The organism is Mitsuokella sp. oral taxon 131 str. W9106, from assembly GCF_000469545.1.
Classification (GTDB): domain Bacteria; phylum Bacillota; class Negativicutes; order Selenomonadales; family Selenomonadaceae; genus AWVT01.
Window position 1 is genome coordinate 172,840 of the sequence record NZ_KI273057.1, and the last position, 20,679, is coordinate 193,518.

Here is a 20,679-nt window from a genome sequence, read left to right on the forward strand (position 1 = left end):
AGCAATGCGAGACAGGCGTCTAGAAGTGATTCGCGATATCATTGCACAAGAGATTATCGAAACGCAGGACGAGCTTGCAGAAGAACTGCGCAAGCGCCGTATCAAAGTAACGCAAGCAACTGTTTCACGCGATATCAAAGAACTTATGCTCATAAAGGTTCCGATAGGGGATGGCCGTTATCGTTATGCTTCACCGGCACAAGAGCAATTCTTTTTTACAAAAGAACGTATGGAGCGCATCTTTTCTGATACGATTACAGCTTGTGATTACAGTGAAAACCTCCTCGTTGTAAAAACGCTTCCAGGAGGTGCCAATACGGTAGCGGCCGCTATTGATTACTGCAAGTGGCCGGAAATCATAGGAACGGTTGCAGGCGATGACAGTATCCTCGTCGTCGTCAAGCCAAAGGAATCAGCTCCTATTATTCAGAAGCGTCTCATGGACTTTTTGCCACAGGATTGAAAGGGAGCTTGCCATGCTAAAGACACTTACGGTTTGGAATTTTGCCTTGCTTGAACACGTGCAAGTGGAATTTAAGCACGGACTCAATATCCTAACCGGTGAAACAGGCGCCGGAAAATCGATTCTGATTGATGCACTTGGAGCAATCTTAGGGCAACGTGTTTCTGCTGATGCCGTTCGCACGGGATGCGATTGGCTCCGTGTGGAAGCGGTGTTTGTCGTAGAAGAGGATATGCCATCGCTTCATGCGTTCCTCAAAGACCAATCGATTGACATGGAAGACGGGATGCTAATCGTAACACGTCAAGTTGCGCGAAATGGACGTGGCACAGTTCTTGTCAACGGACGCCATATCACACTTGCCGCATTGAAACAAATGGGGGCACTGCTTGTAGATATACATGGACAGAACGAGAATCTAGCGCTCTTAAAGGAAGAGAACCAATTTCGTCTCGTCGATGCGCATGAGTCCAGGATCGCAGCAGCATTAAAACGGTACGCGGACAGCTATGCGATGTGGCAGAAATTATCAAAAGAATACATTGAAAAAGAACAGGCATCACGCGAATATGAACAAAGGCTCGATATGCTGCACTGGCAAAATAAAGAAATTACCGATGCACAGCTCAAGGATGGTGAAGATGAGGCCATAGAAAATGAATTGCGTAAACTGTCACATGCGGAAAAGATTGCAGGTTTTGTGGAGGAATCGTATAATCTTCTAAATACATCAAACAAAGGGCACATAGGGATTTTATCGGCACTTTCGACAATCCAAAAGAACCTTTCCGATATGAGCCGCTATGATGATACGTTAACGAATGCACAAAAAATCGTAGAAGAGGCGTTTGTTTCCTTGCAAGAGGCTTCCTACGAGATACGCGACTACGGCGAGTCTATGGAGTTTAATCCAGAACGTCTCAATGAACTGCAGCGCCGTATGGATGTTCTTTATCGGTTGCGCAAGAAATACGGTGCAACAATAACTGACGTTCTCGTGTATCAAGAGAATGTGCAAAAAGAATTATCTATGATCGAAAATTACGATGCGGATATGGAAGCACTTCAACAGGCAATCGCGAAGTATGCAGAAAAAATGAAAGAGCATGCCGTATATCTGACGAAATTGCGCTTAGAGACGGCAACGAAACTTTCTCGCGAGATCGGCGATCAGCTTCAATCGCTTGGGATGCCGAAAGCACGCTTTCAGATCAAGGTTGAACCGACAGGAAACTATACACTGCATGGATGCGATAAGATTTTGATGTATTTTTCTGCAAATCTTGGCGAAAATATGAAATCATTACAAAAAGTTGCATCGGGAGGCGAGTTATCTCGTATCGCACTCGCTATAAAGGTTGTTTCCGCTTCGCATGATGGATCGGTTCCCAGTATGGTATTTGATGAAATTGACACAGGCATTGGCGGTCGAACAGCGCAGATGGTGGCGGAACGCATTGCCCTTGTTGCACAATACAAACAAGTACTTTGCATTACACACCTGCCACAAATCGCTTGTATGGCGGATGCACATCTTTATATTGCCAAAAAAATGCAAAATGGGACGACTGTTACGAATATCATGTTGCTGTCCGAGCGAGAACAGATTTCTGAAATCGCGCGTATGGCATCCGGCGCAGACATGACCGCTGCCTCACTCGAAAATGCCCGAGAAATGCTTTCTCATGCACGAGCGAAAAAACAGACTTTCGCACAGAAAAAGATGTAGGAAAAGTTCAAATTTGGAGGATAGATCATTGCATTATTTTCTTGTCGCGCTTCAATTTTTAACACGCATACATATCATCAAGCAGAGGAATTTGAGAGCAGCAGATTTTGGTAGAAGCACACGATATTTTCCTTTGGTCGGACTTGTTTTGGGAATTCTCTATATGCTTGCGTCATGGTGTTTGATTGCCATATTTGGATGGTCGAATGTCGTAACGACTACTCTCGTCATTTTGCCGGTTCTTCTGACAGGAGCTCTTCATTGCGATGGTTTCATGGACACAATGGATGGTCTTTTTTCTGGCCGTGAGCGTGACCGCATGCTGGAAATCATGAAAGACAGCCGTGTCGGCTCGTTCGGCGTGGTTGCTTTTGTTATGCTTATGATGATAAATTGGTCTCTGCTTCGCGATACCCCCTTGCTGCTCATCATGACCACATTATTTGTTATGCCAATAGTTGGGCGCATGGCGATGGTTCTTGCGATATCCTTTTTTTCGTATGCACGTGAAGAGGGGATGGGAAAGGCGTTTTCCGATCATGCAAATGGGAAAACAGTGCTCATTGCAGCGATAAGTACGGTGCTCTTTGTCATTCCATGGGGACCGGCGGCGATATACGCCCTTTTCGCGGGGCTATCTTTTGCATGGTTTTTTTCCACGTATGCAGCACGTCGTCTAGGCGGATTAACAGGCGATGTATACGGTGCAGTTGAGATTTTGACCGAGACCGTGGTATTATTTGTATTCTTTGCAGCACATTGGTTGCCAGGAGGCATGTTGCTCCTATGGAAATCGTGGTAAGAGTTCCGGGATCTTGTGGTGAGCTCGTACAGGGAAGCTTGGCGGGAAAACCATTTTTAGTAACCTGTCCAATTGATTGCTATACGGAAGTACGCATTTCCGATGCAATCGAAGGCATTCACGGACTTGGAAGAAAATCCCTTATGTCGCTTGAGCGAACCATGTCGCTGTTAGGGAAGGAAGAATTCCCATTTGGGATACAGCTTACATCGGAATTGCCGCATGGAAAAGGCATGGCATCTTCTAGTGCGGATATAAGTGCTGTTGCCTCAGCTGTTTCCATAGCTTTCGGAATACCGTTATCGTTTCATCAAATCTTACAACTCGCTGCTGCAATAGAGCCAACGGACGGAACATTTCTTCCTAATATCGTAAGGCTCGATTATCTTTCAGGCGAAATCATAGAGTATTTTTCACACATTCCAACTTTTCAGATCAGTATATTTGATACGGGCGGTGAAATTGACACAGTCGTGTTCAATCAACAAGAAGATCTGACAGAACGAGTTGCGCAAAAAGAATCCTTTATGGGAAAAGCCTTGCATCTTCTTCGGCAAGGCACGGATGAGAGCATTGCTGAAGCTGCTACTATAAGTGCATTGGCACACCAAAACATACTGCATAAGGATCATCTGTCCGAAATCTTGGAGCTCGTGAAACGAGAAGGAGCTTTAGGCGTATGCATTGCGCATAGCGGAACCGTACTCGGCGTGCTTTGGCATAATAACGAATCAGAGAAAACGGATTTGAACAATTATGCAATGCGCATCGCAGCGAAATTTCCACACCTGACGTATATCAAGCAAACACACCTGATTCCTGGAGGAATTTATCGAATCATATAGGAGGCATATGATGGATCGGTTTGCTCACGGTGGAAATATATATGAGCCATCTCCTGTTGGAAGCTGGCTGGATTTTTCTGCCAATATCAATCCTTGCGGGTTGTCTCCTGCTGTTCGGCGTGCCGTTGAAATGAATATCGATGATATCGTGCATTATCCAGACCCCAATGCGCTCGCGCTTAAAAGAGCCATTTCCATGCACTACGAAGTACCTGAAAATACGATTCTTCTCGGAAATGGTGCAGCGGAACTATTTTATTTATTCTTTTACACGTATCGACCGCGCACGATCCTTTTGCCAATTCCATCGTTCAGTGAATATGAACGAGCCGCACTAGCAGCAAGATGCGTCGTACGATACCATCGGCTTATGCCGGAACAAAATTTTTCCTTGAATCTCAAAGCACTTATAGCGGATCTGAAAACAGCGGAGTGCCTTATTTTAGGAAATCCGAACAATCCGACTGGAACTTCATTTGACCGCAGTGAATTGCTTCCATTAGTACAGTTCTGTGCTGCTCATGAAAAATGGCTTATTGTCGACGAATCCTTCTTGGATTTTTGTCATTCGCGAGAACAGAAGACGCTTCGCCATCTCGTAAGCGACGATCCAAAACTTTTCGTAATTCAATCCATGACGAAGTTCTACGCGCTTCCCGGATTGCGGTTAGGGTTTGGTATAGCGAATCCCTCTGTATGCAGGCACTTGTCATGTGGAAAAGATGTATGGAATGTCAATTTATTAGCACAAAAAGCGGGTATTGCAGCTTTAAGCACACGAGACTATCAAGAGGAAAGCCGTATCCTTTTACAGAATGAACGCGACTATCTCTTGGAACGGATAAAAGACTTAAAAGGCGTGCATGCATATCATTCAAATGCGAATTTTATCCTGCTGTCTATACAAGGAACGAAATTAACGAGCCATGCATTTTCTGTAAAACTTCGTGAATATGGGATTTTAGTACGCGATTGTTCAAATTATCCTGGGCTTGCCGATGGATTCATTCGTATAGCGGTGCGCAACAGAAAGGAAAATGAACGGTTGCTGCAGGCAATGGAGGCGATTTTGATATGATACGATTAGTTTTAATTCGTCACGGGCAAACAAAGTGGAACATGGAAGGGCGTTATCAAGGACAATCCGATATTGCATTAAGCGAGGAAGGCATGAAACAGGCAAAAAAGCTCGCTGAACATTTTCCCGCCGAGCGATTGGATGCAATTTACGCCAGTGATCTCCAGCGAGCAACCAAAACGGCTGAAATCATTGCAAGACCTTTCGGTCTGTCCGTTCAGTGCGAAGAAGCATTTCGCGAGCTCAGTTTTGGTGCATGGGAAGGACTTACTTATGAAGAAATCGTCCAGCGCTGGCCAAAAGCTTTGGAAAACTTTTTCCAGCATCCTGATATGCTGCAAATTCCACAAGGAGAAACGTTTCGGCAAGTGCAAGACCGTGCCATGAATCGCCTCAATGCAATTTTGCAGGAGGAAGGAGCCGAAGAGAAAACGATTGCTATCGTTGCGCATGGTGCGATTTTACGAACGATTCTAACGGCGCAGCTTTGTATTCCATTGCGCTGTGTATGGCGAATCCGTCAGTTTAATACGGCTGTCAATATTGTTCGGTACGATGATTTCGTACCCACGGTGGAATTAATGAATGGAACGGCGCATCTGCAAATGGATTCAGAATGATTGGATGAGGTAATAGCAATGAACTTGGATTCGATTGTCATGGAAATGATCACTTTTGATAAAGGCGATGCGAAGCGTATTCAACATTTTATGAAAGTGCATGCCTTTGCTGCATTGATTGGCCGTGAAGAAAAGATTCCTTCGGATGTACAGGAAACGCTTGAAATCGCAGCCATTCTGCACGACATCGGAATCCATGCAGCAGAAGAGAAGTATCATAGTACGGCCGGCGTATACCAAGAAAAAGAGGGGCCGCTTCCGGCAAAACATTTACTAAAAAAAATAGGGTATTCATCCCCTGTAATCGAACGCGTTTGCTATCTTATTGGACACCACCATACCTATCAAAATGTGGATGGCATGGATTATCAAATTCTTCTTGAATCGGACTTTCTTGTCAATGCGTTTGAAGATAAGGTTTCACAAAATGGGATTCTTGCATTTCGGCAAAACGTTTTTCGGACGAAAACGGGAATCCATTTATTAAACCAATTTTATGGCTTAGCTAGTGCATAAGGCACTGGCAACAACATAGAGAAGGGGGTTGTATGAATGATTTTGCAAGTGCCCGTTACGGCATACATTACAACGAATGCGTATTTTTTTATCCATGACGGTGATCAGCACGGCTTCTTGATTGATCCGGGCGCGGAAGCGGACAGGCTTTATCGCATTATCCAGGAACATAAATTTACAATAGAGCGCATCCTGTTAACGCATGGGCATTTTGACCATATCGGTGCTGTAGCACAGCTACAGAGCATGCTGAAAGTACCGGTTACAATGTCCGAGCATGGATACGAATATGTCGAAAACCCAACATGGAATCTCTCAGAAAGTTTTGGCGAACCACTCACATTAAGCCATGTGGATTATCTCGTTGACGGCACAATCATTTCGCTGAAAGAAACGCCCTCCTTTCAGCTCAAATTGATTGAAACGCCCGGTCATACGACAGATGGGGCAATTTACTACAGTAAAAGCGATGCGGTTGCTTTTGTTGGAGACACCATTTTTAAATCAAGCTATGGTCGCACCGATATGTATGGTGGCAACGAAGAAATGCTATTTGCGAGCATCACGAAAAAAATCCTCCGATTGCCAGATGAAACGACATTATTGTCAGGACATTCTGACCCGACAACTGTAGCGGAGGAAAAAAAGATGCCGTGGTATGCTGAAGATCGAAAGGATGTCATTCCAATTATTTGAAGTGTGCATACAGCGAAAGGATAAAATACGTTAGACCGCCCGCAATGAGTGGGCCGACCGCAATTCCTTTGAAAAAAAATACACCGACCATCGTTCCAATAATCAAAGCCGATACAACTTCGGGTGAACTCTTCAATAAAGAAACGCCGCCGCCGCCTGCAACGGCAGCTAAAATGCCGGCAAATACAGCGATGACGCCCATTGGTGTCTTAAAGGAGTCAATCATGGTCTGAAATGTAACGGTTCCATTTGCTATCGGAACAAGAATCGCAGCGGTTAAAATGATGATTCCCCAATTTAGTCCATGTGAGCCAAGCGTGTCTAATCCTGCGGCCCAACCAATCCATTCAAGCACTTTTAGTCCTAGCACGATGCCAGTTGCGTACACAACGGTCATATTGTGGCTGATCAAACTCAACACAAACACGATGCCTAATGTAATATATGCACTTAACAAAACAAACACCTCCAACTTCACTTATTTTAACGACGAAAAATCGAGAAATCAAGTAAATCCGTATACGACTTAAAATTTAGGTATTGAAATCGCATCCGGAGTATGCTAGACTTATGCGGTAAGGATGGTCCTCTGTGTGAGCCATAATGCTTGCCATGAACATCTTCAGTAAGGAGGAAAGAATGAATATCATCGAAATCCTAGAAAAGGAGCAGCTTCGCAACGACATTCCAAAGTTTGCTCCAGGGGACACAGTTCGTGTCCATGCAAAGATCGTCGAGGGAACGCGTGAGCGTATCCAGATGTTTGAAGGCGTCGTCATTGCACGCCAGGGGATTGGAGTACGCGAGACATTCACGGTTCGTCGAATCTCTTATGGTGTTGGCGTGGAGCGTATGTTCCCCGTGCATTCTCCGCGCATCGAGAAGATTGATGTTGTGCGCCGCGGCGTTGTTCGTCGTGCGAAGCTCTATTATCTGCGTAAACTCACGGGTAAAGCTGCTCGCATCAGAGAAAAGCGCTAATTTGCGCATGGTAGGGACTGCTTTATGCAGTCCCTATTTTATGTTATGCAGATTTTTTATCGTATCAATATGGAGGTATAGATGAGTTCATTAGGAGAAGAAGCAAAAGACTGGATTGTTTCCATATTAGTCGCTGTTGTTCTTGCCTTTGTGATTCGAACCTTTATTGTCGAGCTCTATATTGTTGATGGCCCGTCCATGCGGCCTACGCTCGAATCACACGAACGGCTTGTCGTAAATAAATTCATTTACGCATTACGAGCTCCAGAAAAAGGGGAGATACTAGTTTTTCAATACCCGCGCGATACGAGCCGCGATTTTATCAAGCGCGTAATTGCGACACCAGGCGACACGATCGAAATCAAAGAAGGGCGCGTTTACGTCAACGATAAGATGTTGAACGAGGACTATATCCTCGAAAAGACGCACAGTGAGTATCCGAAGGCTGTCGTTCCTGATGGAACGGTGTTTGTCATGGGCGATAATCGGAACAACTCAGAAGACAGTCGTTTTGCCGATGTAGGGTTTGTTCCCTATCACCTGATCAAAGGAAAGGCCGTTTTGGTATTTTGGCCAATTCCTGCATTCAAAGCATTGCCATGATGCTGAAGGAGACGGCGATGAAACTAATATCTTGGAATGTAAATGGCTTGCGTGCATGCTTGAAAAAAGGTTTTATGGAAAGTTTCCTGCAGCTTGATGCGGATATTTTTGCTTTGCAGGAAACCAAAATGCAGCCTGAACAGGCTATTTTGGATCTTCCCGGCTATACACAGTATTGGAATAGCGCGGAGAAAAAAGGCTATTCTGGAACAGCCGTTTTTTCTCGAGTCAAACCGTTGGATGTTATAAACGGAATAGGAATTGAGGAACACGACCACGAAGGGCGTGTCATTACTTTGGAATTTCCAAGCTGTTTTTTTGTTACCGTATACACGCCAAATTCTAAACGAGGCTTAGAGCGTCTTTCTTATCGAATGGAGTGGGAAGATGCATTTCGTGCGTATGTAAAAAAACTGGATGATGCAAAACCGGTCATTATATGCGGAGATCTCAATGTCGCACATACAGAGATGGACTTGAAAAATCCTAAAACAAATCATCATAATGCCGGCTTTACAAATGAAGAACGCGCGAAGTTTACGGAGCTTTTGAATTCGGGCTTTATTGACACATTTCGTACACTTTATCCGACGCGTACAGCAGTCTATACTTGGTGGTCGTATCTTCGTAAGGCAAGAGATACGAATGCCGGATGGCGAATTGATTATTTTGTAGCGTCCACACGATTCAGGGAGTTTATTTTGGATGCAACGATTCATAACGAGATATTTGGCAGTGATCACTGTCCCGTTGGCTTGGAGATTGCTACTTCTATATGAATAAGACAAATTTGACCACGCTATGCTATATCGAACACGATGGCTGTTATCTCATGATGCATCGCGTCAAGAAAAAAAATGACATCAATCAGGGCAAATGGATTGGGGTAGGCGGACACTTTGAACACGACGAATCGCCGGAAGAGTGTCTACTGCGCGAAACCTACGAGGAGACAGGATTTGTTTTGGATTCATTTCATCTGCGTGGCATCATTACCTTTCAGTCAGATCACTGGCAGACAGAGTATATGTTCCTGTATACAGCAGATGCTTTTCATGGTACATTGATAAAAGACTGTCGTGAGGGAGAGTTGAGATGGATACACAAGGAAAATATGTTTGAGCTTCCATTATGGGAAGGCGACAGGATTTTCTTCCGATTAATGGAGATGAAAAAAACCGTTTTTTCGCTTAAACTTCGATATGAAGGCAATAAACTGATCGAAACGATTTTAGATGGAACACCGTATAGAGGATCAAACAAGTAGCAGAAAACGGGAGGATACACTTTGTCTACGCTAAAAAATGAACTCGATAATGCGATAAGAAAACGACGTACTTTTGCCATTATTTCCCATCCAGATGCCGGAAAAACGACACTTACAGAAAAACTTTTGCTATACGGCGGTGCCATTCACTTGGCAGGCTCGATAAAATCAAGAAAAACACAACGTCATGCCGTATCGGATTGGATGGAAATTGAAAAACAGCGCGGTATCTCAGTTACGAGTTCTGTATTACAATTTGAGTATGCTGGATACCGTATCAATATACTCGATACGCCAGGGCATCAGGACTTCTCAGAAGACACATATCGTACACTTATGGCCGTAGATAGTGCCGTCATGGTCATTGATGTGGCAAAAGGAGTAGAGGATCAAACAAAAAAACTTTTCAAGGTTTGCAAACAGCGCGGGATCCCTATTTTTACGTTCATTAACAAACTGGATCATTATGGCAAGATGCCGATCGACATCTTGGATGAAATCGAGAACGTGCTCGGTATCCGCGCTTATCCCATGAACTGGCCGATTGGGACAGACGGACAGTACCTTGGCGTTTTTGATCGCCGTAATAATAAGGCCGCACTCTTTGCGGCAGACACTACACATGGGCAAGAGGCCAGAAGCGCCGATATTTACGAAGCCGCTTCACCAGAACTTGTGAAGCGTGTCGGAAATACGACATGGAAGGCGTTAAAGGAGGATTTGGAACTCCTAGATGAAGCTGGAGAAGAATTTGATTTAGAAAAGGTGGCAGCAGGAGAACTCACGCCGATCTATTTCGGTTCGGCTATGACGAATTTTGGCGTTCAAGACTTCCTTGATGGGTATATCGAACTCGCACCACCTCCTGCACCACGTGATTCATCTATTGGGATAATTGAACCAAATGATGAAAAATTCTCTGCATTTATCTTTAAGATACAGGCTAATATGAATCCGGCACATCGAGATCGTTTGGCGTTTATTCGTATCTGTTCCGGAAAATTCGAACGCAATATGAATGTTTGGCATGAGAAAAGTGGGAAAATCATCAAGCTTGCTCAGCCACAGCAGTTTTTGGCACAGGATAGGCAAATTATCGATATCGCATATCCGGGAGATATCGTAGGGCTTTTCGATCCCGGTATTTTCGGCATAGGCGATACGATTTGCGATGAAGATAAAAAGTTTAAGTTTGCGGACTTTCCTGTATTTCCTCCAGAAAAATTTGCTCGCGTTCAAGCCAAGGATACGATGAAAAGAAAACAGTTCGTAAAGGGCATTGAGCAGTTGACCCAAGAAGGCGCGATACAGCTTTTTCAGCAGGCTGGTGCAGGAACGGAATCGTATATCGTTGGCACGGTTGGGACGCTACAGTTTGAAGTTTTGGAATACCGACTAAAAAATGAGTATCATGTCGATATCGTCATGAATATGCAGCCTTATGAATTAGCGAGATGGATGGCGGCCAAAGATGGTTCTGAAATCACACCGGCATCATTGAAAGGTGCTGATCGTGGTATGTTTGTCTATGACCTGAATGGTGCACCTGTCTTGCTTGTCAGCAACGAATGGGCATTAGGATGGATTACAGATAACAATCCGAACCTGCTCTTAAATCATGTTCCATTTGATAAAAGAGAAGTATAGTATTTCATCGATGATTTCATATAACTTCCGATAAGTATAAATTATCGGAAGTTATAATTATAGTAAGACGTATTCCAAATGAGGTGCATATTCTATGGTGCTCTATCGCATCCGTGTATTCGGCATCGTTCAAGGCGTTGGCTTCCGTCCTTTTATCAGCAGGCTTGCAAAAGAACAAAATATTTTCGGTACGGTTTGCAACAAAGGCTCCTATGTGGAAATTTTTGCACAAGGCGAGAAAAAAATACTGGATCAATTTCAACAGGATATTTTGGATCGAGCGCCAGAACGGTCTGACATCGTAAGTTTGGAAAAAGTTGAACGATCATCCTCACATGTATTTGAATCTTTCGATATCATCGACAGCGAAAAAGAAACCGGTGCCATTTTCATATCCCCTGATATCGCAACTTGTGAAACGTGCCGTAATGAACTGTTCGATTCGTCGAATCGTCGATATCTGCATCCGTTTATAAACTGTACTGCCTGTGGACCGCGTTTGACCATTCTTGAATCCATGCCGTATGATCGTGAACGAACCAGCATGAAGGACTTTCCAATGTGCCATGCCTGCCACGTGGAATACACTTCTCCTGATACTCGTCGATATGATGCACAGCCGATCTGCTGCAATGCGTGCGGACCAGAAGTTTATCTCGTTGGTGAACCATGTATTCGAGGAGCAGCGGCTATCACAAGGGCTCGAAAGGCTATAAAAAATGGATCTATCATTGCGATAAAAGGAATAGGAGGATTTCATCTATGCTGTGATGCTTATGATGAAATCGCGGTAAAACGCTTGAGAGAAAGAAAATCACGTCCTGTAAAGCCTTTTGCCGTTATGATGCGAAATATGGACATCGTTCATAATCAATGTATATTTGAGCATAAGAAGCAAGAAAAGATTCTTACAGGGCATCAGAAACCTATCCTTCTTTTGCAAAAAAAAGAGCATTTCCAGTTAGCCAGTTCCGTTGCGCCAGGAAATCCGAAAATCGGTGTGATGCTCCCCTACGCACCGATCCAAATGCTATTGTTTGATTATCCAGATGGAATAGAGATGCCGGATTCTTTGATTATGACAAGTGGCAATCCAAGTGGAGCGCCAATTTGTCATACGGACGAGGAAGCTTCAGATATGCTGTTAGGAAAAATATGTGATCTTATTCTATCCAATAATCGTCGAATACGGCTGCGAGCAGATGATAGTGTCATGGACTGGTTGCATGATAAGCCTTATATGATACGAAGAAGCAGAGGATATACCCCACTTCCATTCTCTTTAAATCAAACGCTTCATGGACAAGTCTTGGCAATCGGCGGAGAATTGAAAAATACATTTGCGATCGTTCGTGATAATCTGATCTATCCATCGCCTTATATCGGAGATATGAGCGATTTGCGTACTTTAACGGCCTTAAAAGACTCCGTATTATTATTTGAATCGCTTTTTGAATGTACTCCCAGTCTCATAGCATGTGATTTACATCCGCGATATAATACGACGGCATATGCCAAAACGCTAAACACACCGCTCTTTCCGATTCAGCATCATTATGCTCATATTTTATCCTGCATGGCAGAGAACCAATATTCGGATCCGGTCATCGGAATTTCATTTGACGGAACAGGATATGGAACGGATGAGACTATATGGGGCGGGGAAATCCTTCAAGCAGATTATCATGGTTTCTTGCGTCTTGGTTCTATTGAACCGTTTTGGCAATTTGGCGGAGATGCAGCAGCACGTGAAGGTTGGCGTGTAGCAGTTTCCATGCTATATCATTTGTGTGCTACTGCAGAAGAAGCACGAACGTATGCAAAATCACTAAACCTCTGTTCGGATCAGGAATGGAAAACTCAATCCATCTTATTGGAAAACAATCTGAATGGTATTATTTCGACGAGTGCAGGACGTCTATTCGATGCAATAAGTGCACTTCTTGGCATTCGACGCAAATCTACTTTTGAAGGAGAGGCGTCCATGTTTCTTCAATTCGCTGCTGAAGAAGGCGAATTAATGGAAGCAGATTCTTCTCTCCCATTAATTCCACTAAAAAAAGAATCGAAAACGGGACGATTCTTTTTACCGACTTTTGAAATGTTTTATGCAGCTTTACAAGAATGTATAGCCGGTATCGATGTTCGGCTGTCTGCGTATTATTTTCATATTCGTTTAGCAGATTCCATTTCGAATGCTTGCAACCAAATAAAAGAAAAAACTGGAATCTGTACGGTTGCACTAAGCGGCGGCGTATTTCAAAATCTTTTTCTTGTGCGTTTAATAGAGAGCAGACTTATGTCAAATGGGTTTCACGTATTAACACATAGCCTCATTCCACCGAATGATGGTGGTCTTTGCCTTGGACAAGCCACAGCAGCAATCGTCCATTTAAATGAAGAATAAAGAGGAGTGGAGCGTTATGCTTATTTCCGTATTTCATCTTCTGTTTTATGCCTTAATTCAAACCTTTGGAATCTCAATTTTCACAATTTCATTAAAACGCATTGGTATATTGACGCGAGCATATCGTATCCGATCCTTTTTATTTTTAGTTGCAGTGAATGTATCTGGTACGCTGACTTTTGGTGAGGCGCAATGGCTCTCTGCTTCCCGCCCCATTGCAGGCGGCTTATTCTTAGTTGGAATGGCAGTATTTTTTATTTGCCACGGGCTTATGGCTTGGAAATATTGGCGAATAGGAAAATAGATCCCATGCACAACAATGTCTTGGATTTATTTGAAGAAACGATTATTCTTTAACTGTTGATCGATGCCAAAAAGTCTTTGTCCTGCTTTGTGAGGTTCGCATTTTGCAATAAGTCTGGCCGTTTTTCTTTCGTCAGTCGCAATGATTGCTCTCGTCTCCATGCTCGAATTCTTGCATGGTCACCTGAAAGAAGGATATCGGGAACACACATTCCCTCAAACTCACGTGGCCGCGTATACTGAGGGTATCCCAAAATCCCTTCATAAAAGGAATCGGTCGGAGCAGAATCCGAATCGCCTAAAACGCCTGGAAGCATACGAGAAACGGAATCCGTGATGACCATTGCAGGAAGTTCTCCACCCGTCAAAACAAAATCCCCAATAGAAATGGATTCATCGGCAAGAGCACAGATACGCGCATCAAATCCTTCATAGTGTCCACAAATAAAAATGAGCTGATCGAATGTAGCAAGTTCTTTTGCCTTATCCTGTGTAAAAACAGTGCCAGAAGGATCCATAAGCAAGATGCGCCGATGACCGGCATACGCTTTTGTTTGTGTGAGAATAAAATGCATTGCTCGATAAAGTGGCTCTGGCTTTATCACCATTCCCGCACCGCCACCAAACGGAGAATCATCTACATGCCTATGCTTGTCAAATGAAAAGTCTCGAAAGTCGGTAAGATGAATATCTAAAATGCCGTTGTCAACAGCTCGCTTCGTAATGCTTGCGCCGAATGGGCCAGCAAACATACTGGGAAAAAGCGTCAAAATATCAACGCGCATCTTCTGTTTCCTCCAACAGATCGACAATCATTTTACCCTGTGCGATATCGATTGCTTTAACGACAGACTTCAATGCGGGGATCAAAACTTCTTTTCCATCTTTGCTATGTACTTGATAAACATCGTTGCTGCCAGTACGAAGAATATTATCTACTCGACCTAACTCGTTTCCATCTAGGTCAAAAACGGTCAGCCCAATGATATCAAACGTATAATACTCTCCTTCGTCAAGAGGTGTCACTTCGTCACGCGCAATCGTCAACAATCGTCCATTTAAGTGCATCGCGTCCTCACGAGTGGGATATTCTCGAAATTTGAGCAGTACGAACTGTTTATGATATCTACAAGATTCAATGTGCAGCGGTTCATTCCCAACCATGACGACATTCATCTTCATAAAACGATCTACGAAATCGGTCAAGGGAATGATACGAACTTCTCCACGAATCCCGTGAACAGCACCTACTTTTCCAATCGCAATGCGTTCTGCCTTATCCTCGGATGGCGATAATCTTGTCATCTTGTACCAACACTTCCACATTCATAAGTTCACGCATATCGTCTCCAATGTGGACTTCCACTTGACGCTCAAGCGTTCCCTGAACGATTTCAGCACCAATCACAAGCTTTTCAGTTTCCTCTTTGCGAGCTGCAGCTTGTTCACAATAATCCAATCGCTTTTGACGCTCTTCCCCAAAATGCTGACGAATAGCATTCATTCGATGCATGTCCTGCGAAGTTGGGTCTGCTGCTTCATTTTCCTGAAGAACGCGCTTCTCCTGAATATCAATCTGTTGTACCTCTAACTTGGCACGTTCGATGCCTTCATCCAAATCTTTCAGAAGCTTTGCTTTTAACTTTTCCGTCAATTTTGCCTTGATCGTAACAGGCATCTTCAGTGAAACTGTATCCATCTTATTCCCCTTTGTACGATTATAAATAACGTGATTGCAAAACAGCGGCAAGACCTCCGCTTGGAAAGCTTGCCGCTGTTTTTAGACAATCTCAACCGAGACTTTTTTATTTTCTCGTGTTGCTGCGGCTTTGACCACGGTCCGAATTGCTCTTGCAATCCGTCCTTGTCGGCCAATAACCTTGCCCATATCATCCTCTGCAACGTGTAGCTCCAATACGACTTCTAGATCTTCGCCTTTGACTTCCACATTGACATCTTCTGGATGATCCACTAATGACTTGGCGATAACTTCAACAATTGTTTTCATGCTGCAAGTCCTCCAAATCAGTTCTTAGCATTCTTGGCTGAGGCGAACTTCGCCATAATGCCCTGCTTGCTAAGAAGATTTTTGACGGTATCCGTCGGCTTGGCTCCCTTGCTCATCCAATCGAGAACCTTAGCCTCGTCGACACTTACAGCATCTGCCGTTTTAGATGGATCGTAATTGCCAAGAATCTCGATAAAACGACCATCGCGCGGTGCGCGGGAATCCGCAACAACAATGCGATAGAAAGGAGACTTCTTTGCACCCATACGATTCAAACGAATCTTAACTGCCATGTATTTCACCACCTTTCAAGGAAATAAATCAATGCATAAACGGCATTTTGGAGAAGCCGAAGTTCGGCAACATTCCCTTACCTTTTTGCATATTCTTCATTTTTTTCATCATTTTTCGCATCTCGTTAAATTGCTTTAACAACTTGTTGACATCCTGCACACGAGTACCACTGCCCAGTGCAATTCGTTTACGACGACTTCCATTTATGACGCTGGTATCTGCCCGTTCTTTTGGCGTCATGGAACGTATGATTGCTTCGATTTGACGCATCTCCCTGCCATCGAGATCAATGTCCTGCCCCGCAAGCTGCTTTTTCAGCCCCCCCATTCCCGGAATCATTCCTAGAATACTATCGAGAGACCCCAATTTTTTTACTTGCTGCATTTGATTAAGAAAATCATCTAACGTAAATTCGTTCTTTCGAAGTTTTTTCTCCATGCGCTTAGCTTCTTCCATATCGAAGGTAGCCTGCGCCTTTTCGACTAAAGAGAGTACATCGCCCATACCGAGAATACGGGATGCCATACGATCAGGATGGAACGGTTCGAGCGGCTCCAGCTTTTCTCCGAAACCGATGAACTTAATCGGTACTCCCGTAACTGCCTTGACGGATAACGCCGCGCCACCGCGAGCATCACCATCAAGCTTCGTCATGATCACGCCATCTAGACCTAACGCTTTGTTAAAGGTCTCAGCTACGTTTACAGACTCCTGCCCCGTCATTGCATCAACAACAAGCAAGATCTCGTGTGGATGAATTCGCTCCTTGATGTCTTTCAGCTCCTGCATGAGCGGTTCATCAATTTGCAAACGTCCAGCTGTATCAACTAGAACAGCATCACAAGCATGGGATTGTGCATAATCCAGTGAGGATTCCGCTATTGTGACGGCATCTGTTCCATGCTTCATAGAAAAAACGGGAATGGATAGCTGCTCTCCTAGTACCTGAAGCTGCCTTACTGCCGCAGGGCGATAAATATCAGCTGCAACAAGTAATGGATGCTTTCCCTGTGCCTTGAGCGAAAGTCCTAGCTTTCCTGCGGAAGTCGTCTTTCCTGCACCTTGCAGACCTGCCATCATTATGATTGTCGGCGGTTGTGGGCTGATATTCAAACGAGACTGTGTCCCGCCCATCAAGGCAGTAAGTTCTTCATCGACGATTTTTACAACGACTTGTGCAGGCGTCAAGGTTTCCAAAACTTCCTGCCCAATTGCGCGATCCCGAACGGCTTTAATGAATTTCTTGACTACTTTGAAGTTCACGTCCGCTTCAAGAAGTGCCATACGCACTTCGCGCATCGCTTCATTCACATCATCTTCTGTCAGTCTTCCATGTCCTCGAAGTCTTTTGAAGGTTTCTTGCAGGCGATCTGACAAGCTTTGAAAAATCAAAAATCATACCTCCCGCATACATCGTAAAAACGGTTCAAAACGACTCAAAATCGCATCAATAACTTCAGCATTTTCCGTATCTCGCATAGCGAGAACAGCTTCATAAATTTCATTAAGCCTCAAGCGTTCTTTCTGATATCGCGCTGCAAGCCTCATTTTTTTTTCATACGACTCCATCGCATCCGTTGAACGATGAATATTATCGTAAACGGCCTGTCGTGATATGCCTAACGTTTCAGCGATCTCAGACAAAGAGAAGTCTTCATAGAGATGCATGCGAAGACAATCTTGTTGCCTCCCTGTCAAAAGCGATCCATACAGGTCAAAAAGTGCTGATAAATGTAGAAACTGATTCATCCATACCTCAACTCTAACCATGAGCTATTATATCGGTTCTTAGAAGTACTGTCAAGTGTTTTCCCTTGTCAGTAGCTAATTTAATCATTTATCATATGGGATGCTGCTTCCATCGCCTGTTCACTTGACATTAAAATTTCGCGTGGTTTGCTTCCGACATTCGGTCCGACAATATGAAGCGCTTCCATCATATCAATCAAACGTCCCGCCCGCGTATAACCAATTCGAAAACGACGTTGAATCGAAGAGGTTGAGGCCTGACCTGTTGTCATAACAAGTTCGACTGCATCGAGAAGGAGCTTGTCTCGTTTTTCATGCTTCACTTTGGATTTTGACTCTTCTGCCTCCGCTTCTTCACGTGCTGCATTCTCCGTAAAGGAGATAATTTCTTCGTTTGCTTCCATTTCTTGTCCTTGCGAACGAATGAATTCCAAAAGGCCTTCGACTTCCTCATCACTGATAAAAGCGCCTTGCACACGTGTCGGCTTTGATGTGCCAACCGGGAAAAAAAGCATATCTCCCTTGCCAAGCAGTTTTTCCGCTCCACTTCGATCTAAAATAGTACGCGAATCGATTTGGCTTGATACAGCAAATGAAATACGTGATGGAATATTTGCTTTGATGATGCCCGTAATGACATCGACAGATGGACGCTGGGTTGCGAGAACCATGTGGATTCCTGCCGCACGTGCCTTTTGAGCAAGACGGCAAATGGCATCTTCTACATCATGTGGAGCCACCATCATGAGATCGGCAAGCTCATCAATGATGATGACGACAGCCGGCATCTTATCATCTTCAAACTTCGCATTATACGATTCCATGTTCCGCACACCGCAATCAGCAAACTTCTCATAGCGTTTTTCCATTTCTTGCACGGACCAATTCAGAACAGATGCAGCTTTTTTTGCTTCTGTCACAACAGGAACCATTAAATGTGGAATTCCGTTGTAGTTTGAGAGTTCAACCATCTTCGGATCAACCAAGATAAATTTAACTTCCTCTGGCGTAGCCTTGAACAAGATGCTCGTAATGAGTGTATTGATGCAGACTGACTTCCCAGATCCCGTCGCACCTGCTACGAGCAGATGCGGCATCTTAGCAAGATCGGCAAAAATTGGTTTGCCACCGATATCGATTCCAAGTCCAACTGTAAGCTTGGATTTTGCTTTGGAAAATTGTTTGTTCTCTAAAACTTCACGTAACGGAACCCCTTCCAATTCTTTATTTGGCACTTCAATACCGATCGCAGCCTTTCCGGGAATCGGCTCTATGCGAATTGCTGCTGCGGCTAAGCTGAGTGCTAAATCTTCTGCTAGATTCGTGATCTTACTGACTTTTACCCCCGGTGCAGGTTCTAGTTCATAGCGGGTTACAGCCGGACCATGACATGCATTAATAATCTTTGCTTGAACGCGAAAATCGGAAAGCGTCTTTTGCAGAATGGCTGCTTTTTCCTCGATTTCCAAGGATAGCGTTGCATTTCTTTTTTTCTCTCGTTTCGATAAGAGCTTTTCCACGGAAGGCAATTCGTAAGGTTTGATTACGGCCTTTTGTCCTTGCTCTTGATCTGTGTCTTTTACGTGCTGTATTGCGGTAGGAGCCGCTGTAGAGCCATCCATTAGCGCAGCCGCCGGCATAATGGGCGCAATCTCATCATAGTTTGGCATCGACACCGTATTCTTGCATACAGGCTTCGATGAAGGAGAAACGACAGGAGGCATGTGCGGCACTTGTTCTGGGAAAGACCCCTCTAGTTCTTCGCTGCTGTATTCAATCGTAAAGTGTGGAACAGATGATTCTGTATCCTGCATGGAAGAAGGATCAATGGAAGGAACGTCTTCCGTGGAAATTTCTTCTGATTGCATCGCAGATGACGGATAAACTCCCTCAAAATGGGTATCCTTATCTTGATTGTAGAACGAGTTTTTGACATGTTCCCGCACTTTCGTTACAATTTGTTGTTCGACATGGTCACTCGCTTCAGTGACTTTCTCGTAGGTGAGTGCAATTGCCGCACCCGTGGCTTTGGCACCCCGTTTTGCTTTTTCCTCGGTCTTCAACAACCCAGATGCCAGTGACCATTTTGTCGCAAGTAGAATTGATGCAATGCCCGCTAATACGAGCAAAATAACACTTCCATCCACTCCGAAAAATTTGCGAACGACGAATAAGAGTCCCCCGCCGACCAGCCCGCCGCCTCGAGTCAGGTTCTCCGGCATGATCTCTTCTCCCGACGGTACTGTGATATGATGCCACAAGGCAAGGAGTATCAAGAAAAAGGCACAAACTCCGCAAAAAGGAACGTTATAAGCAATACCGCGATGTTTTGCCATATACTGCCAGCCTATCATCAAAATGAGTACCGTCACAAAAATGGCACCCACCCCAAAAAGGTAGTGTAAGAATTTCGCAACATATAGTCCGACGAATCCGACATTTAATCCCAAGATGCCGCAAATCGAAATGAGACCTACCGCACAAAATAGTAAACCGATAAGCTCATACTTGCGTTCTGTATTTTTGGATGCGGTATTCACATCATTCGTCTTCCTTGCAGAACGGGTATGTTTACGCCTAGACGGAGTTCTTCTCAATTTATCACCTCATTTGCCATCCTATCTCAATACAAAAGAAAGCCCACACCATTGAGAGCGGGCGAGCCATCTAA

Annotated in this window: 24 protein-coding genes; 15 read left to right on the forward strand and 9 right to left on the reverse strand. The window is 44.2% G+C overall.

The window, feature by feature from the left end; translation table 11 throughout:
• Positions 1–4 precede the first annotated feature (4 nt).
• Genes argR through HMPREF1985_RS04090 form a run of 8 tightly spaced genes read left to right on the forward strand, consistent with a single transcriptional unit; the run spans position 5 to position 6,749 of the window.
• On the forward strand, positions 5–463 hold the full coding sequence (gene argR / locus HMPREF1985_RS04060) for an arginine repressor (RefSeq protein ID WP_040637015.1): 459 nt from the start codon (positions 5–7) through the stop codon (positions 461–463).
• 13 nt (positions 464–476) lie between these two features.
• A complete protein-coding gene (gene recN, locus HMPREF1985_RS04065; RefSeq protein ID WP_021771205.1) occupies positions 477–2,192 on the forward strand; it encodes a DNA repair protein RecN in 1,716 nt (571 codons plus the stop codon).
• Between the two features lie 28 nt (positions 2,193–2,220).
• Positions 2,221–2,994, forward strand: coding sequence for an adenosylcobinamide-GDP ribazoletransferase (cobS, locus tag HMPREF1985_RS04070; RefSeq protein ID WP_040637017.1), 774 nt, complete (start codon positions 2,221–2,223; stop codon positions 2,992–2,994).
• Positions 2,979–3,839, forward strand: a complete 861-nt coding sequence (locus HMPREF1985_RS04075; RefSeq protein WP_040637019.1) for a GHMP family kinase ATP-binding protein — start codon at positions 2,979–2,981, stop codon at positions 3,837–3,839. The genes cobS and HMPREF1985_RS04075 overlap by 16 nt, the downstream gene beginning before the upstream one ends.
• A 7-nt stretch (positions 3,840–3,846) precedes the next feature.
• Entirely contained in the window at positions 3,847–4,917 is a 1,071-nt protein-coding gene (gene cobD / locus HMPREF1985_RS10980; RefSeq protein ID WP_071782667.1) for a threonine-phosphate decarboxylase CobD, read from the forward strand.
• Entirely contained in the window at positions 4,914–5,537 is a 624-nt protein-coding gene (locus HMPREF1985_RS04080; protein WP_021771209.1) for a histidine phosphatase family protein, read from the forward strand. The genes cobD and HMPREF1985_RS04080 overlap by 4 nt, the downstream gene beginning before the upstream one ends.
• An 18-nt stretch (positions 5,538–5,555) precedes the next feature.
• Positions 5,556–6,053: an HD domain-containing protein gene (locus HMPREF1985_RS04085; protein WP_040637021.1), complete on the forward strand. Its 498-nt coding sequence runs from the start codon at positions 5,556–5,558 to the stop codon at positions 6,051–6,053.
• Between the two features lie 36 nt (positions 6,054–6,089).
• A complete protein-coding gene (locus HMPREF1985_RS04090) occupies positions 6,090–6,749 on the forward strand; it encodes an MBL fold metallo-hydrolase (RefSeq protein WP_021771211.1) in 660 nt (219 codons plus the stop codon).
• Here the strand turns inward: HMPREF1985_RS04090 and HMPREF1985_RS04095 are convergent.
• Entirely contained in the window at positions 6,742–7,206 is a 465-nt protein-coding gene (locus tag HMPREF1985_RS04095; RefSeq protein ID WP_040637023.1) for a DUF441 domain-containing protein, read from the reverse strand. The two genes, HMPREF1985_RS04090 and HMPREF1985_RS04095, sit on opposite strands and share 8 nt — an antisense overlap.
• A 182-nt stretch (positions 7,207–7,388) precedes the next feature.
• Here HMPREF1985_RS04095 and rplS point away from each other — a divergent pair, with 182 nt between their 5' ends.
• The 7 genes from rplS to HMPREF1985_RS11295 all read left to right on the forward strand — a co-directional run bounded on the left by rplS (position 7,389) and on the right by HMPREF1985_RS11295 (position 13,958).
• On the forward strand, positions 7,389–7,730 hold the full coding sequence (gene rplS, locus HMPREF1985_RS04100) for a 50S ribosomal protein L19 (RefSeq protein ID WP_040637025.1): 342 nt from the start codon (positions 7,389–7,391) through the stop codon (positions 7,728–7,730).
• A gap of 81 nt (positions 7,731–7,811) precedes the next feature.
• Positions 7,812–8,333 carry a signal peptidase I gene (lepB, locus tag HMPREF1985_RS04105; protein ID WP_021771214.1) on the forward strand — a complete coding sequence of 174 codons (522 nt, stop codon included), beginning with the start codon at positions 7,812–7,814 and terminating at the stop codon, positions 8,331–8,333.
• Between the two features lie 17 nt (positions 8,334–8,350).
• On the forward strand, positions 8,351–9,112 hold the full coding sequence (locus HMPREF1985_RS04110; RefSeq protein WP_040637027.1) for an exodeoxyribonuclease III: 762 nt from the start codon (positions 8,351–8,353) through the stop codon (positions 9,110–9,112).
• Entirely contained in the window at positions 9,109–9,600 is a 492-nt protein-coding gene (locus HMPREF1985_RS04115; protein ID WP_021771216.1) for an NUDIX hydrolase, read from the forward strand. Before HMPREF1985_RS04110 ends, HMPREF1985_RS04115 begins: the two co-directional genes overlap by 4 nt.
• Positions 9,601–9,621: 21 nt before the next feature.
• Positions 9,622–11,247: a peptide chain release factor 3 gene (locus HMPREF1985_RS04120; protein ID WP_040637028.1), complete on the forward strand. Its 1,626-nt coding sequence runs from the start codon at positions 9,622–9,624 to the stop codon at positions 11,245–11,247.
• Between the two features lie 94 nt (positions 11,248–11,341).
• Complete coding sequence (gene hypF, locus HMPREF1985_RS10985) at positions 11,342–13,654, forward strand: carbamoyltransferase HypF (RefSeq protein WP_021771218.1); 2,313 nt, start codon at positions 11,342–11,344, stop codon at positions 13,652–13,654.
• 16 nt (positions 13,655–13,670) lie between these two features.
• Positions 13,671–13,958 carry a hypothetical protein gene (locus HMPREF1985_RS11295; RefSeq protein WP_155943517.1) on the forward strand — a complete coding sequence of 96 codons (288 nt, stop codon included), beginning with the start codon at positions 13,671–13,673 and terminating at the stop codon, positions 13,956–13,958.
• Positions 13,959–14,007: 49 nt separating this feature from the next.
• Here the strand turns inward: HMPREF1985_RS11295 and trmD are convergent, their stop codons facing one another.
• The 8 genes from trmD to HMPREF1985_RS04165 all read right to left on the reverse strand — a co-directional run bounded on the left by trmD (position 14,008) and on the right by HMPREF1985_RS04165 (position 20,548).
• Positions 14,008–14,742, reverse strand: a complete 735-nt coding sequence (trmD, locus tag HMPREF1985_RS04130) for a tRNA (guanosine(37)-N1)-methyltransferase TrmD (protein ID WP_021771220.1) — start codon at positions 14,740–14,742, stop codon at positions 14,008–14,010.
• Positions 14,732–15,262, reverse strand: a complete 531-nt coding sequence (gene rimM / locus HMPREF1985_RS04135) for a ribosome maturation factor RimM (protein ID WP_040637030.1) — start codon at positions 15,260–15,262, stop codon at positions 14,732–14,734. The genes trmD and rimM overlap by 11 nt, the downstream gene beginning before the upstream one ends.
• On the reverse strand, positions 15,234–15,656 hold the full coding sequence (locus HMPREF1985_RS04140; protein WP_021771222.1) for a YlqD family protein: 423 nt from the start codon (positions 15,654–15,656) through the stop codon (positions 15,234–15,236). The genes rimM and HMPREF1985_RS04140 overlap by 29 nt, the downstream gene beginning before the upstream one ends.
• Before the next feature lie 81 nt (positions 15,657–15,737).
• A complete protein-coding gene (locus HMPREF1985_RS04145) occupies positions 15,738–15,965 on the reverse strand; it encodes a KH domain-containing protein (protein ID WP_021771223.1) in 228 nt (75 codons plus the stop codon).
• Positions 15,966–15,982: 17 nt separating this feature from the next.
• On the reverse strand, positions 15,983–16,258 hold the full coding sequence (gene rpsP / locus HMPREF1985_RS04150) for a 30S ribosomal protein S16 (protein WP_021771224.1): 276 nt from the start codon (positions 16,256–16,258) through the stop codon (positions 15,983–15,985).
• 28 nt (positions 16,259–16,286) lie between these two features.
• On the reverse strand, positions 16,287–17,651 hold the full coding sequence (gene ffh, locus HMPREF1985_RS04155; RefSeq protein ID WP_040637031.1) for a signal recognition particle protein: 1,365 nt from the start codon (positions 17,649–17,651) through the stop codon (positions 16,287–16,289).
• 3 nt (positions 17,652–17,654) lie between these two features.
• Positions 17,655–18,008 (reverse strand): YlxM family DNA-binding protein, encoded by a 354-nt coding sequence (gene ylxM / locus HMPREF1985_RS04160; RefSeq protein WP_040637032.1) that lies wholly within the window; start codon positions 18,006–18,008, stop codon positions 17,655–17,657.
• Between the two features lie 80 nt (positions 18,009–18,088).
• Positions 18,089–20,548 (reverse strand): FtsK/SpoIIIE family DNA translocase, encoded by a 2,460-nt coding sequence (locus tag HMPREF1985_RS04165; RefSeq protein WP_021771227.1) that lies wholly within the window; start codon positions 20,546–20,548, stop codon positions 18,089–18,091.
• Positions 20,549–20,679: the final 131 nt, after the last annotated feature.

Excerpts from the sequence above, each read along its gene's own strand:
- argR (WP_040637015.1), top strand. The coding sequence starts at position 5 with ATGCGAGACAGGCGTCTAGAAGTGATTCGCGATATCATTGCACAAGAG.
- recN (WP_021771205.1), top strand. The coding sequence starts at position 477 with ATGCTAAAGACACTTACGGTTTGGAATTTTGCCTTGCTTGAACACGTG.
- HMPREF1985_RS04075 (WP_040637019.1), top strand. The coding sequence starts at position 2,979 with ATGGAAATCGTGGTAAGAGTTCCGGGATCTTGTGGTGAGCTCGTACAG.
- cobD (WP_071782667.1), top strand. The coding sequence starts at position 3,847 with ATGATGGATCGGTTTGCTCACGGTGGAAATATATATGAGCCATCTCCT.
- HMPREF1985_RS04080 (WP_021771209.1), top strand. The coding sequence starts at position 4,914 with ATGATACGATTAGTTTTAATTCGTCACGGGCAAACAAAGTGGAACATG.
- HMPREF1985_RS04085 (WP_040637021.1), top strand. The coding sequence starts at position 5,556 with ATGAACTTGGATTCGATTGTCATGGAAATGATCACTTTTGATAAAGGC.
- HMPREF1985_RS04090 (WP_021771211.1), top strand. The coding sequence starts at position 6,090 with ATGATTTTGCAAGTGCCCGTTACGGCATACATTACAACGAATGCGTAT.
- rplS (WP_040637025.1), top strand. The coding sequence starts at position 7,389 with ATGAATATCATCGAAATCCTAGAAAAGGAGCAGCTTCGCAACGACATT.
- lepB (WP_021771214.1), top strand. The coding sequence starts at position 7,812 with ATGAGTTCATTAGGAGAAGAAGCAAAAGACTGGATTGTTTCCATATTA.
- HMPREF1985_RS04110 (WP_040637027.1), top strand. The coding sequence starts at position 8,351 with ATGAAACTAATATCTTGGAATGTAAATGGCTTGCGTGCATGCTTGAAA.
- HMPREF1985_RS04115 (WP_021771216.1), top strand. The coding sequence starts at position 9,109 with ATGAATAAGACAAATTTGACCACGCTATGCTATATCGAACACGATGGC.
- hypF (WP_021771218.1), top strand. The coding sequence starts at position 11,342 with ATGGTGCTCTATCGCATCCGTGTATTCGGCATCGTTCAAGGCGTTGGC.
- HMPREF1985_RS11295 (WP_155943517.1), top strand. The coding sequence starts at position 13,671 with ATGCTTATTTCCGTATTTCATCTTCTGTTTTATGCCTTAATTCAAACC.
- trmD (WP_021771220.1), bottom strand. The coding sequence starts at position 14,742 with ATGCGCGTTGATATTTTGACGCTTTTTCCCAGTATGTTTGCTGGCCCA.
- rimM (WP_040637030.1), bottom strand. The coding sequence starts at position 15,262 with ATGACAAGATTATCGCCATCCGAGGATAAGGCAGAACGCATTGCGATT.
- HMPREF1985_RS04140 (WP_021771222.1), bottom strand. The coding sequence starts at position 15,656 with ATGGATACAGTTTCACTGAAGATGCCTGTTACGATCAAGGCAAAATTG.
- HMPREF1985_RS04145 (WP_021771223.1), bottom strand. The coding sequence starts at position 15,965 with ATGAAAACAATTGTTGAAGTTATCGCCAAGTCATTAGTGGATCATCCA.
- rpsP (WP_021771224.1), bottom strand. The coding sequence starts at position 16,258 with ATGGCAGTTAAGATTCGTTTGAATCGTATGGGTGCAAAGAAGTCTCCT.
- ylxM (WP_040637032.1), bottom strand. The coding sequence starts at position 18,008 with ATGAATCAGTTTCTACATTTATCAGCACTTTTTGACCTGTATGGATCG.